The sequence below is a fragment of the Pseudomonas sp. PVC-5-1 genome (assembly GCF_057444345.1).
The window spans coordinates 2,949,219-2,961,419 of sequence record NZ_CM172024.1; the positions used below are offsets into that span (position 1 = coordinate 2,949,219).

Sequence of the window (12,201 nt, forward strand, 5' to 3'; positions counted from 1 at the left end):
CAGCATCTGCCATGCCGAACAGCAGCAGTCAGTCGTATTCCGCCTCTTCGTGTTCGCCCAGCAGGCGCCTTTGCCTGGGTGTGGCTTCCTCCAGCACCTGCGGGTTGAAACGCCAGTTCAGGTATGGCGAAAACTTCTGCGCGACCATGCGCCGTCCATAGTGCACTTGCAGCATGTCGCGCTGGCTTGATTGGGTGCAGTTGGCCCCGCCGCTATGCCAGACATCGCTGCGAAACACCAGCGCGTCCCCGGCATTGCACAGCACCGGCTGGGCCTCACGGCCCTGCCAGTGTTGCTCGCCAGCCTGCGGTGGCCGTGCAGCGCGGTGGCTGCCGGGCACAATCCAGGTTGGCCCGATGTGATGGTCGATATCGCTGAGGTACAGCTGCGCAGTCAGGATCTGCGGGGGCTGGGTGAAGTCGCCGCGCTCGCTGAGCCAGTCGGGCAACTGCATGGGCAGATGGTCCAGGTGCAGGGCCATGCCGGGGTAGCCCGGGTGGCTGCGCCAGGCGGTCTGGCCGATCACATGGCAGTCGGCGCCCAGTGCCGCTTCGGCCAGGGCAATCAGCGGCGGCAGGTCGAGAAAGGGTAACCACAACGGGTTGCGGTTGAATACGCACTTGTAGTGTTCCAGCAGCCCCTGGTAATCCCAGTGGATGGGCTGCAGGTCATCGATGGCGCAGCGCAGCAAGGCGATACGCAAGGGCTCGAGCACACCGGGGAGCAACACATAGCCCCGCTCGTCCAACATCTCCAGCTGAAGATCCAGGCTCATGGCGATGTGCTCCTTTCAGGCAGGAGCACATCCGTACTCCTGCCCGTTTTTCCATCAACGCCAGTTCAGGTTCACGGTGGTGGGGGTCTTGCCATTCACGGTCACCAATTGCTGCACCGTCTCACCCTGGGCGTTGCCAGTCACTTTGTATTTGCCGGGAGGCAACTGCACATACAGCAGCGGCCCGGCATCCGTAAGACTGAGCACGGGCTGGCCCTGTGCATTCTGGATGTCGACGGTAGCACCGCTCTGGAACTTGCCTTCCGGGCCGGTGGAGAGTTCTACGTGCAGGTCATAGCCCGGGGTCTTGCGCAGGGCGTTGGCTTCATCCTGGCCGATGCCGCCTTGCAGGTAGCGGACGCCGTTCTGCTCCTGCTGTTGCAGTTGCACGGCCTGCATGTCGATAGGGGCATTGAGGTCGGCGGCGGCCGCCAGGGTCCATGGCAGCGCCAGGGCGATCAGCAGCGCCGCGCCGAGGGCATAGTGATGGTTACGCATGGTACGACCCTCCTTTCGAGGATGGCTTACCTATTATCTGATCCTTCAGGCGTAACGGCGTTCGTGCTGATGCATGGTCGTCTTGATGAAATTTGCATCAATGGTGTGGATGTTGCGCTGGAACATCAGGTTGCGCGCCCTTCCTCGAGCAGTTTCACGAACATGCTCAAACTGCGCGATACCGAGCCCCGGCGCCACACCAGCCAGGTTTTCAGGTAACGGAAGTCCTCCGACATCGGCCAGGCACTGACGGTGCTGCAACCGGGCATGTTGTCGAGCATGCTGCGCGGCATCATGGCCAGGCCGGCGCCGGCGCTGACGCAGGCCAGCATGCCGTGGTACGACTCCATTTCGTGGATCTTGCCCGGTACCGCCTGGTCCTGCACGAACCAGTTCTCGAAGTGATGTCGGTATGAGCAGTTGGCGCGGAAGGCGTAGATGCTTTCGCCGTTGACGTCCTGGGCGCGGGTTACCGGGGCGTGGTTGAGCGGCGCGATGACCATCATTTCTTCCTCGAACACCGGCATGCCCTCCAGCGTCGGGTGCAGCACCGGGCCGTCTACGAACGCCGCTACCAGGCGCCCCGACAGCACGCCTTCGAGCATGGTCCCGGAAGGCCCGGTGGACAGGTCCAGGTCGACCTTGGGGTAACGCTGGTTATAGGCCGCCAGCAAGGCCGGAATGCGCACCGCCGCCGTGCTTTCCAGCGACCCCAGGGCGAAAGTGCCCTGCGGGTCTTCACCGGCCACTGTCAGCCGCGCCTCGTGCACCAGGTCAAGGATGCGCCGGGTGTACTCGAGGAAGTTCCAGCCTGCGGGGGACAGGCGCAGCCGGCTCTTTTCGCGGATGAACAGCTCCACGCCCAGGTCCTCCTCCAGTTGCTTGATACGCGTGGTCAGGTTCGACGGCACCCGATGGATATGCTGCGCGGCGGCACTGATGCTGCCCTGCTCTGCCACGGCCTTGAAGATCTCGAGTTGCACCAGGTCCACAGCCATTCTCCAAACGTGAATGTTTCGCTCATTATTATTCAGTTTTCATTAAAGCCATAGCCCACTAGTCTGGCGTCACGGTTCAACAACAACGAGAGTGTCCCGCCATGAGTGCGATCAGCAGCCTGACCCACGCCATCTCCCTCGACCCGTACAGCGGCGAGCAGATCGGCGCCTACCCGTTCGACACCGACGCCGCATTGGAAGCGGCGCTGCAACGCGCCAAGGTTGGCTACCGCCAGTGGCGCCAGGTGTCGCTGGGTCAGCGCAGCGAGTACCTGCTCGCCTTGGCCAGCACCCTCGAAACCAAGGCCGAAGCCTTCGCGCAAATGATCAGCCGCGAAATCGGCAAGCCTGTCGCCCAGGCCCGTGGTGAGGTCAGCAAGTGCGTCGGCCTGTGCCGCTGGTACGCCGAACATGGCCCGGCCATGCTCGCCCCCGAGCCGACCCAGGTCGAGAAAGCCCGCATCGAATACCGCCCGCTGGGCCCGATCCTGGCCGTGATGCCATGGAACTTCCCGGTCTGGCAAGTTCTGCGCGGCGCCGTGCCGGCGATCCTGGCCGGCAACACCTACGTACTCAAGCACGCGCCGAACGTGATGGGCAGCGCCTACCTGCTGGGCGAGCTGTTCAAGGATGCCGGCCTGCCGGAAGGCGTGTTCGAAGTGCTGAACGTGACCCCGGACGGCGTCACCCGCGCCATCAACGACCCGCGCATCGCCGCCGTGACCCTGACCGGCAGCGTGCGTGCCGGCATGGCGATTGGTGCGCAAGCCGGCGCTGCGCTGAAGAAGTGCGTGCTGGAGCTGGGCGGTTCCGACCCGTTCATCGTGCTGGCCGACGCCGACCTGGATGCCGCCGTGAAAGCTGCCGTGATCGGCCGTTATCAGAACACCGGCCAGGTCTGCGCTGCGGCCAAGCGCCTGATCGTCGAGGAAAGCATCGTTGACGAATTCACCCGCAAGTTCGTCGAGGCTACTCGCGAGCTGAAGGTCGGCAACCCGCTGGAAGAAAGTACCTACATCGGCCCGATGGCCCGTTACGACCTGCGCGACGAGCTGGATGGCCAGGTCCAGGCGACCATCGCCGAAGGCGCCACCCTGCTGCTGGGCGGCCACAAGGTCGATGGCGTGGCCAACTTCTACGCGCCGACCGTGTTCGCCAACGTCACCCCGCAGATGACTGCGTTCAAGCAGGAACTGTTCGGGCCGGTGGCTGCGATCATCAGCGCACGTGATGCGGAGCATGCGGTGGAGCTGGCCAACGACAGCGAATTCGGCCTGGCCTCGACCATCTACACCGCCGACTACGCGCTGGCCGAACGCATGACCGCGGCGCTGGATACCGGCGGCGTGTTCATCAACGGCTATTGCGCTTCCGACCCCCGCGTGGCGTTTGGCGGGGTGAAGAAGAGCGGCTTCGGGCGTGAACTGTCGCACTTTGGTGTGCGTGAGTTCACCAATGCCCAGACTGTGTGGCTGGACCGTAACTGATCCAGCGTAACAGGGGCCGCTTTGCGGCCCATCGCGACACAAGGCCGCTCCTACAGACGATCACGGTGCGATCCTGTGGGGTCGGCCTGTATCGCGGTCCCTTGTAGGAGCGGCCTTGTGTCGCGATGGGCTGCAAAGCAGCCCCAACAATCTTAATCCCGAACCTGGTCCTTGACCCAATCCAGCATCCCCCCCGGCACGATCAGTTCATGCCGCGCCCGCGAACAGGCGGTATACAACCCCGCCAGCATCCGCGCCCGTTCATTGCGGTTCCCCGCTACCTGCGGCGCTACCATCAGCTCCGGCGACACCATCACCCGGGCGAACTCCATGTTCTTCACATCGCGCACCCGCCCCAGGAACAGCTTGGGCGCCTTGTCCCAACGGTAACGGCTCTTGGCCCTGGCAAAGTGCTCTGGCGTGTAGCCCTTGCGCAGCATGTTGGCCACGGCGACGAATGCCTTGTCGTCACCCTTGTCCTGCTCCAGCGCCTGCCAGCTGGCATAGCGGAACAGCATCGGGTGACGCGGCCGGGTGCCATGGCGGTACAACTCGATGCAGTCTTCGACGAACAGCTCGAAGTCCTTGCGCGCGCTTTTCAGCAGCACGAACGGCACGCCTTGGTGGGTCAGGCGCTGGAACCAGCCAAACAGGCCCCATTCATCGTCGACGATCAGCGCCGTAGGCTGTTCCGGCACCGTTACCGCATCGAAAAAGCTGACCCGGGTGTAGTGCTCGGCGCTGCCACTGAAGGCCGCCTGGATCGCCGCCGGGTGGGCATTGATCAGCGGGTTCAGCACGTTGTCCATCGCCGGCCCGGCCCGCAGTGAATGGTCGATGTAACGCTGGCGGATAAAGCCGCCATGGTGCGCGCTGAGGCCGTTGAGGTTCTGCAGCTCGTCACCCAGGGCAATGATCGACTGCGGGCTGCGGTCGAGCACGGCAAGCATCGGTGCCGACAGCTCGTGGGCCTCGTCGACGATGACATGGGTGTAGCGGCTGTCGATCACATGACCGGTCAGCGACAGCAGTTTGACCCGATGGTAATCGCGCACCGGCAACTGGATTTCCCGTGCCGACGGGCGAATCAGCTCCTGCCAGTACAGGCGTGCCTTTTCCAGCAACACTTCCTGGTCCAGCGGCGTGGTACCCGGCCCGGCCCACGGCAGGTGGTGCAACTGCAGCAGGGTGTCGGCGCTGTGGCAGAACGTGCGTACCGCGCGGATGCACAAGGCAACCACATCGCGCGCGGCGAGCGGGCCGATGTCGGGGATGGCCAGCCAACGTACCACCTGCGCATCCTGCGGGCGCCACGAAAGCTTGGTGCGATACGGGTCGCGCAGGCGCCAGCCATTGCTGGTGAGGTCGCGGTTGAGCAGCTCGTCGGCCAGCTGGCCGAAGGTCAGCGCGGTGTAGGCGGCGGCGTCCTTGACCCGCGCCTGCAGGGCGCGCAGCTGGCCTTCGGTCAAGGCCAGCAACAGCGTGCGCTGGGGCTCGAGCAGGCGGGCGAACTGGTGAATCAGGAAGGTCTTGCCGGTGCCGGCAAAGCCCTGCACCGCCACCGACTCATCGATACCACTGAGGAATTCGCGCAGCAGGCGGTTCTGTTGGTCGCTGAGCATCAGGTCGCTGGCCAGCGAAGGCAGGTACACCGGGTGCAGCGGGGTTGCCCGCTGGCGGTAGCTGTCGGCGAACTGGAAGTTCCACTGGCCCTCGGCGTCCAGCAGCTCGTCGGCCTGGTACTCCACCTCGGTCGACAGCAGCGCGATCCCGTTTTCGCCCAGCATGCCCAGGCCCATGGCGAAGGCTTCGCGATCGAAGTGCTGCGCCACCTGGCCCTGGAAGCGCCCCGGTGCGGCGCTTTCGACCTCGTTGGCAATGCGCACGATTTCGGCAAAGCGGCGTTCCTGCGCATCCGCCGAGGCGGTGGCGGGCTGGCGCGGCAGGTTCTGCACGAACAGCACGGCGGCGGCGTCGAGCACGCTGGCGGTGGTGAAGAAGTCGGTGGTGGGCTCGCTGGCGAGGCGGTCGGCCTGGTCGCTGGGCAAAGGCAGGTAGAACATCGGCACCTCGGGTGGAATCAGGGCGGCACGATAGCAATTTTTGCTGTGGAATGCTGGGTTGTGTATGCCTGGGCCGGCCTCTTCGCGGGCTTGCCCGCTCTCACAGGATCACCTCAGGGCCAGGTATTGTGAGGTCCCTGTGGGAGCGGGCGAGCCCGCGAAGAGGCCAGCAGCTACACCACCAGATTCAGCCCCTGCCCCGCTTCAAAGTCTCGCTGGGAAACTCCTTGAACAACTGCCGGTAACTCTCTGAAAACCTTCCCAAATGCCAGAACGACCAACGCATCGCCACCTCGGCCACGGTCACGCCATCGCCACGCAACAGATCGCGCCGCGCACCGTTCAGCCGGCGCAGGCGCAACCAGTGCGCCGGCGGCATTCCGGTAAACGCCTTGAAGGCCTGTTGCAACTGACGCAAAGAAACCCCGGCAGCATCCGCCAGCTCCACCAGGTTCAGCGTCTCCTCCGGGCAGTCGGCCGCCCATTCGCTTACCCGGCGCATGATCGCCCGTTCCTCGTCACGCCGGCCCAACGCCACACCCTGCAGGCGCTGGCAGGCGTTGTCGAGGATGAACAGGCAGTCCTCCAGCAATTGCTCCGCCAGGGCCTGCCCCTGCAGAGGGCAATCCGCCTGGCCCAAGCGGGTCAGTGTCGCACTCAGCCAACTGCCGAACAGCGCATTCTGCCCGCTGCCCAGCGGCACCATGAACAACCCTTCCAGGCGCTGCGGGTCAAGCCCATGGCGCGCCAGGAAGGCCTGGTCGAACACGACCGCCACTTCCTGGTAGTTCTCTGGCGTGATCCAGATGTTCCGGCTCTGCTCGTTCAGCAGGTACAGGCTGTTCTCGCTGCGGTCGAAGCAGAACGCCAGCGAACCGCTCGGCGCGCGGAAAAACTGCTCCACCCGGGTGTTCAGCCGCTCCTCGTACACCTCCACCCCGTCCAGCCCCAGGCAACGCAGCTCACCGCTGAAATGCCCGGGCGACATCTGCCGGTACTGCTGCTGCCAGCCAGGGGTGGCACGTACTTGTTCGGTTACGTCGGTGGTGTGGTAAGCCTGGACTTGCAGGGCATTGGCGGTTGTCACGCTCGGTCCTAGTTGCACTCTTTTGGTGCATTCATTGCCGGAGAAAGTGGATAGATCAGCCTTGCGGGCTGCGACCAAGATAGTCTCCAGCGCGTCACCTGGGAAGCGGGACGCCTTCGAAACCCTGGAACGGTTTACGCTGGCATGCTTGCTCCCACACCAAAACCCAACCAAGAGGTCTGTATGAACGCCCCCTTCGATCAGCTGTCCGCCTGGCTGAAAGAACACCGTATCACCGAAGTCGAATGCGTGATCAGCGACCTGACCGGCATCGCCCGCGGCAAGATCGCACCCACCGCCAAGTTTCTCCACGAGCGTGGCATGCGCCTGCCCGAGAGCGTGCTGCTGCAGACGGTCACCGGCGACTATGTCGACGATGACATTTACTACAACCTGCTCGATGCCGCCGACATCGACATGGTCTGCCGCCCAGACCCGAGCGCCGTGTACCAGATCCCGTGGGCGATCGAGCCGACCGCGATCGTTATCCACGACACCTTCGACAAGCAAGGCAACCCCATCGAACTGTCGCCGCGCAACGTGCTGAAGAAAGTGCTCAAGCTTTATGCAGACAAAGGCTGGCAGCCAATCGTGGCACCGGAGATGGAGTTCTACCTGACCCAGCGCTGCGAAGACCCGGACTTGCCGCTGCAAGTGCCGCTGGGGCGTTCCGGCCGTGCCGAAAGCGGCCGCCAGTCGTTCTCGATCGATGCCGCCAACGAGTTCGATCCGCTGTTCGAAGACGTCTACGACTGGTGCGAGATCCAGGGCCTGGACCTGGACACGCTGATCCATGAAGACGGCCCGGCGCAGATGGAGATCAACTTCCGCCACGGCGACGCCCTGGACCTGGCCGACCAGATCACCGTGTTCAAGCGCACCATGCGTGAAGCCGCGCTCAAGCACAACGTGGCCGCCACCTTCATGGCCAAGCCGATCACCGACGAGCCCGGCAGTGCCATGCACCTGCACCAGAGCGTGGTCGACATCGCCACCGGCAAGCCGATCTTCGCCAATGAAGACGGCAGCATGAGCCAGCTGTTCCTGTACCACATCGGCGGTTTGCAGAAGTACATCCCCAAGCTGCTGCCGATGTTCGCGCCCAACGTCAACTCGTTCCGCCGCTTCCTGCCGGACACCTCGGCACCAGTGAACGTCGAGTGGTGTGAGGAAAACCGTACCGCCGGGCTGCGCGTACCCACCTCAAGCCCCGAGGCAATGCGCGTGGAAAACCGCCTGCCGGGCGCCGACGCCAACCCGTACCTGGCCATCGCCGCCAGCCTTCTGTGCGGCTACCTGGGCATGGTCGAGCGCATCGAGCCCAGCGCACCTGTGCAGGGCCGTGCCTACGAGCGGCGCAACCTGCGCCTGCCGATCACCATCGAGGACGCGCTGCAGCACATGGAAGACTGCGAGACCGTGCAGCAGTACCTGGGCAAGCAATTCGTCCAGGGTTATGTGGCGGTCAAGCGTGCCGAGCACGAGAACTACAAGCGGGTGATCAGCTCGTGGGAGCGTGAGTTCCTGATGCTGAGTGTCTGATCCACCCAGGGGTGCTTTGCACCCCATCGCCGGCAAGCCAGCTCCCACAGGTACAGCGCAGGCTTCAGGTTCATGGAGAACCTGTGGGAGCTGGCTTGCCGGCGATGGGCTGCGAAGCAGTCCCTATACACCGAACTCCAAGAACAATACCAACGAGGTGTCCCCATGCGTCATCTGCAAGCCCTGATCCCCGCCGCATTCACCCTGCTGTTCGCCACCACTACCCAGGCCACTCCCTCGGTCAGCGTGTACAACTGGACCGACTACATCGGTGACACCACCGTGGCCGACTTCCAGGCCAGCAGCGGGATCAAGGTGGTCTATGACGTGTTCGACTCCAACGAAACACTGGAAGGCAAGCTGCTGGCCGGGCGCACCGGCTATGACGTAGTGGTGCCATCCAACCACTTCCTCGCACGCCAGGCACAAGCGGGTGCCTTCCTGCCGCTGGACCGCAGCAAGCTGCCGAACTGGCAGCACCTGGACCCCAAGCTGCTCAAGCAACTTGAACAGAACGACCCAGGCAACCAGTACGCCGTACCCTACCTGTGGGGTACCAACGGCATCGGCTACAACATCGACAAGGTCAAGGCGGCCCTGGGCGTCGACCATATCGATTCATGGGCGGTGCTGTTCGAGCCCGAGAACCTGAAAAAGCTCAAGCAATGCGGTGTGGCGTTCATGGACTCGCCCGATGAACTGTTCCCGGCCGTGCTCAACTACCTGGGCATGGACCCGCGCAGCGAGAAACCGGCCGACTACGCCAAGGCGGAAGCCCGCCTGCTCGAACTGCGCCCCTATATAACCTACTTCCACTCCTCCAAGTACGTTTCCGACCTGGCCAATGGCAATGTCTGCGTGGCCTTCGGCTACTCCGGCGACGTGTTCCAGGCCGCCAACCGCGCCGTGGAAGCGAAGAACGGGGTAAAGATCGCCTACAGCATTCCCAAGGAAGGCAGCAACCTGTGGTTCGACCTGCTGGCCATCCCCAAGGACGCCAACAACCCCGAACAAGCCCTGGCGTTCATCAACTACCTGCTCGACCCCAAGGTGATCGCCAAGGTCAGCGCCACGGTCGGATATGCCAATGCAAACCCCGATGCCCAGGCCTACATGGACGCATCGCTGGTAAACAACCCTGAGATCTACCCACCCCAGGACGTGCTGGACAAGCTGTACATCTCCAGCACGCCGAGCCCGAAGATCATGCGCGTCATGACCCGCTCCTGGAGCAAGATCAAGTCCAACCGCTGAGTCGAGAACGCCCATGTCTTTCACTACCCAACACACCGCTTCGTACTATGCCGCCACGGCACGCGATGCGGCGCCCTACCCCAGCCTGGACGGCGAGCTGAGCGCCGATGTGTGCGTGGTCGGCGGCGGGCTGACCGGGGTCAATACCGCCCTGGAACTGGCCGAGCGCGGCCTCTCGGTGGTGCTGCTGGAGGGCCGACGCATCGGCTGGGGTGCCAGCGGCCGCAATGGCGGCCAGCTGATTCGCGGCATCGGCCATGACGTCAGCGGCTTTGCCCGGCATGTCGGCCAGGACGGCGTGCACTACCTGAAACAGGCCGGCATCGATTCGGTAGCGCTGGTGGCCAGCCGTATCGCCCGGTACGGCATTGCCTGCGACCTGCGCTGGGGCTTCTGCGAACTGGCCAACACCCCTGCGCAGTTCGCCGCCTTCAAGGACGAACAGGACGATCTCGACGCACTCGGCTATCGCCCTGAAACCCGCCTGGTCAATGCCGACCGGCTGCATGAAATCGTTGCCAGCGACCAATACGCCGGCGGCCTGGTAGACATGGGCTCGGGCCACCTGCACCCGCTTGACCTGGTTCAGGGCGAAGCCCGCGCCGCCCACGGCCTGGGCGTACGCATCTTCGAGCAGAGCCCGGTGCTGCGCATCGAGCACGGCCCCCGCGTGACACTGCACACAGCCCGTGGCAAGGTGCGGGCAAGCAGCCTGGTGCTGGGCTGCAACGCCCACCTCGATGAACTGGAACCACGCCTGAGCGGCAAGGTGCTGCCGGCCGGCAGCTACGTGGTGGCTACCGAGCCATTGCCCGAGTCACTGGCCAGCAGCCTGATCCCGCAGAACATGGCGCTGTGCGACCAGAAAGTCGGCCTGGACTACTACCGCCTCACGGCAGACCGGCGCCTGCTGTTCGGCGGCGCCTGCCACTATTCCGGCCGCGACCCCAAGGACATCGGCGCCTACATGCGGCCCAAGGTGCTGAAGGTGTTTCCGCAACTGGCCAACGTGCGTATCGAATACCAGTGGGGAGGCATGATCGGCATCACCGCCAACCGCTTCCCCCAAGTCGGGCGCCTCAGCCAGCACCCCAATGTTTACTACGCCCAGGGCTATTCCGGGCATGGGCTGAACGTGACGCACTGGACGGCGAAACTGCTGGCCGAAAGCATCGCGCTCGGCCACAGCCAAGGGCTGGACGTATTCAGCGCCGTGCCACACCTGACCTTCCCCGGTGGCAAGGCACTACGCTCACCGCTGCTGGCGCTGGGGATGTTGTGGTATCGACTGCGGGAGGTGCTGGGTTGACGTGGCAGCGGGCTTGCCTGCGAATCGGAAGTTAAAGGAAATTTTTCAAAAATTGCCGTAATTCACTGTTTTGAAAGGACTTTCAAAAAACCAGACAAAGGACTCAAAGAAGAACCTGTAACCCTTTGTTTTTAATGATATTCAGTAGTTTCAAAGCCGGTCCCGATGGGCGGGTCTCGCCCTGCTCCCATTTGCGCACTGTCGATGCGCTCGTGTGCAAATGCATCGCAAAGACCGGCTGACTGAAGTTGAGTGCCTCGCGCAAACGGCGTATGTCCAGTGCGCTGAAATCTCGCACCGGTGCAGGGCATGGCGCTTCGTAATCCCGAAGCGTGACCTTGCCGATCACTACGGCCTCGTGCAGGGATTACCGCAGCCAATTCCCACTACAGATTGAACCAGCCCACTGGCCAACTGTCGCGCACCTGCTAGCGTTGTTCTGGCCGACCTATCATGGATGCATCTTCATCATGAAATCATTGCCCCGCATCACCCTGTTGTGCGCCGCACTGCTTACCATGGCCGCTTGCTCCAGCAATCGCGTGGACCCAAAGGACTACTCCGGCTTCCTCAAGGATTACAGCCGGCTGCAGGAAACCAAGAGCCCGTCGGGTGACCCGGTGATGCGCTGGATCGACCCCAAGGTCAACGTCAACCAGTACAGCCAGGTGTTCATCGAGCCCAGCCAGTTCTACCCCAGGCCGCAGCCGACGGCGGTCATCTCGGCGCAGACGCTGCAGGAAATCACCCGCTACTTCAACGAAGCGCTGCGCCGTGAAATGGGCAGCGTGGTACCGCTGGCCAAGGGCCCCGGCCCGGGCGTGATCGTGGTGCGCCCGGCCATCACTGCGGTGTCCACCAGCAACGAGGGTCTCAAGCCTTATGAGGTCATCCCTATCGCGCTGATTTCAGCCGGTGTGAACACCGCCATGGGCGGCCGTGACCAAGAGGTGGATGTCGGCGTGGAAGCTGCGTTCCTCGATGGTGCCAGTCAGAAAGTGCTGGCCCAGGTCGTGCGCAAGGGCACGGGGCAGGATCTGGAGAACAAGACCACGCAACTGACCCTGAATGACGTCAAGCCGGTGCTGGATGGCTGGGCCAAGGACATGCGCGCGAGTTTCCTGGAAGCGAAGCAGAAAGCCCGCTAAAGCCTCACTGGTCCATGTAGGAGCGGCCTTGTGTCGCGAT

General features: G+C 63.5%; 11 protein-coding genes. 5 read left to right on the forward strand and 6 right to left on the reverse strand.

Annotation, left to right across the window (positions count from 1 at the left end):
* Positions 1-28 precede the first annotated feature (28 nt).
* The 3 genes from AC2T3R_RS13480 to ptrR form a co-directional block, all read right to left on the reverse strand.
* Complete coding sequence (locus AC2T3R_RS13480; RefSeq protein WP_015270392.1) at positions 29-775, reverse strand: phytanoyl-CoA dioxygenase family protein; 747 nt, start codon at positions 773-775, stop codon at positions 29-31.
* 54 nt (positions 776-829) lie between these two features.
* Positions 830-1,273: a hypothetical protein gene (locus AC2T3R_RS13485; protein ID WP_054573257.1), complete on the reverse strand. Its 444-nt coding sequence runs from the start codon at positions 1,271-1,273 to the stop codon at positions 830-832.
* A gap of 125 nt (positions 1,274-1,398) precedes the next feature.
* Positions 1,399-2,265, reverse strand: coding sequence for a putrescine utilization regulator PtrR (gene ptrR / locus AC2T3R_RS13490; protein WP_486743769.1), 867 nt, complete (start codon positions 2,263-2,265; stop codon positions 1,399-1,401).
* A 107-nt stretch (positions 2,266-2,372) separates the two neighbouring features.
* Here ptrR and AC2T3R_RS13495 point away from each other — a divergent pair, with 107 nt between their 5' ends.
* Positions 2,373-3,758 carry an aldehyde dehydrogenase family protein gene (locus tag AC2T3R_RS13495; protein ID WP_015270394.1) on the forward strand — a complete coding sequence of 462 codons (1,386 nt, stop codon included), beginning with the start codon at positions 2,373-2,375 and terminating at the stop codon, positions 3,756-3,758.
* Between the two features lie 152 nt (positions 3,759-3,910).
* On the opposite strand, the gene AC2T3R_RS13500 is transcribed toward AC2T3R_RS13495, so the two are convergent.
* On the reverse strand, positions 3,911-5,821 hold the full coding sequence (locus AC2T3R_RS13500; RefSeq protein WP_486743770.1) for a DEAD/DEAH box helicase: 1,911 nt from the start codon (positions 5,819-5,821) through the stop codon (positions 3,911-3,913).
* A 187-nt stretch (positions 5,822-6,008) separates the two neighbouring features.
* The gene (locus AC2T3R_RS13505; protein WP_013972692.1) at positions 6,009-6,908 is read right to left on the reverse strand and encodes a helix-turn-helix domain-containing protein; all 900 of its coding nucleotides are present in this window, start codon (positions 6,906-6,908) and stop codon (positions 6,009-6,011) included.
* 183 nt (positions 6,909-7,091) lie between these two features.
* Here AC2T3R_RS13505 and AC2T3R_RS13510 point away from each other — a divergent pair, with 183 nt between their 5' ends.
* The 3 genes from AC2T3R_RS13510 to AC2T3R_RS13520 all read left to right on the forward strand — a co-directional run bounded on the left by AC2T3R_RS13510 (position 7,092) and on the right by AC2T3R_RS13520 (position 11,013).
* On the forward strand, positions 7,092-8,450 hold the full coding sequence (locus AC2T3R_RS13510) for a glutamine synthetase family protein (RefSeq protein ID WP_486743771.1): 1,359 nt from the start codon (positions 7,092-7,094) through the stop codon (positions 8,448-8,450).
* A 165-nt stretch (positions 8,451-8,615) separates the two neighbouring features.
* Positions 8,616-9,704: a polyamine ABC transporter substrate-binding protein gene (locus tag AC2T3R_RS13515; protein ID WP_085720245.1), complete on the forward strand. Its 1,089-nt coding sequence runs from the start codon at positions 8,616-8,618 to the stop codon at positions 9,702-9,704.
* A gap of 13 nt (positions 9,705-9,717) precedes the next feature.
* Positions 9,718-11,013: an NAD(P)/FAD-dependent oxidoreductase gene (locus AC2T3R_RS13520; RefSeq protein WP_486743772.1), complete on the forward strand. Its 1,296-nt coding sequence runs from the start codon at positions 9,718-9,720 to the stop codon at positions 11,011-11,013.
* A gap of 103 nt (positions 11,014-11,116) precedes the next feature.
* Here AC2T3R_RS13520 and AC2T3R_RS13525 read toward each other — a convergent pair whose 3' ends face one another.
* The gene (locus AC2T3R_RS13525) at positions 11,117-11,362 is read right to left on the reverse strand and encodes a helix-turn-helix domain-containing protein (protein ID WP_486743773.1); all 246 of its coding nucleotides are present in this window, start codon (positions 11,360-11,362) and stop codon (positions 11,117-11,119) included.
* A gap of 121 nt (positions 11,363-11,483) precedes the next feature.
* On the opposite strand from AC2T3R_RS13525, the gene AC2T3R_RS13530 reads away from it, so the two are divergent.
* Positions 11,484-12,161: a DUF3313 domain-containing protein gene (locus AC2T3R_RS13530; protein ID WP_025339019.1), complete on the forward strand. Its 678-nt coding sequence runs from the start codon at positions 11,484-11,486 to the stop codon at positions 12,159-12,161.
* Positions 12,162-12,201 lie beyond the last annotated feature (40 nt).

Coding starts and splice junctions, on each gene's coding strand:
- AC2T3R_RS13480 (WP_015270392.1), bottom strand. CDS start 775: ATGAGCCTGGATCTTCAGCTGGAGATGTTGGACGAGCGGGGCTATGTG.
- AC2T3R_RS13485 (WP_054573257.1), bottom strand. CDS start 1,273: ATGCGTAACCATCACTATGCCCTCGGCGCGGCGCTGCTGATCGCCCTG.
- AC2T3R_RS13495 (WP_015270394.1), top strand. CDS start 2,373: ATGAGTGCGATCAGCAGCCTGACCCACGCCATCTCCCTCGACCCGTAC.
- AC2T3R_RS13500 (WP_486743770.1), bottom strand. CDS start 5,821: ATGTTCTACCTGCCTTTGCCCAGCGACCAGGCCGACCGCCTCGCCAGC.
- AC2T3R_RS13510 (WP_486743771.1), top strand. CDS start 7,092: ATGAACGCCCCCTTCGATCAGCTGTCCGCCTGGCTGAAAGAACACCGT.
- AC2T3R_RS13515 (WP_085720245.1), top strand. CDS start 8,616: ATGCGTCATCTGCAAGCCCTGATCCCCGCCGCATTCACCCTGCTGTTC.
- AC2T3R_RS13520 (WP_486743772.1), top strand. CDS start 9,718: ATGTCTTTCACTACCCAACACACCGCTTCGTACTATGCCGCCACGGCA.
- AC2T3R_RS13530 (WP_025339019.1), top strand. CDS start 11,484: ATGAAATCATTGCCCCGCATCACCCTGTTGTGCGCCGCACTGCTTACC.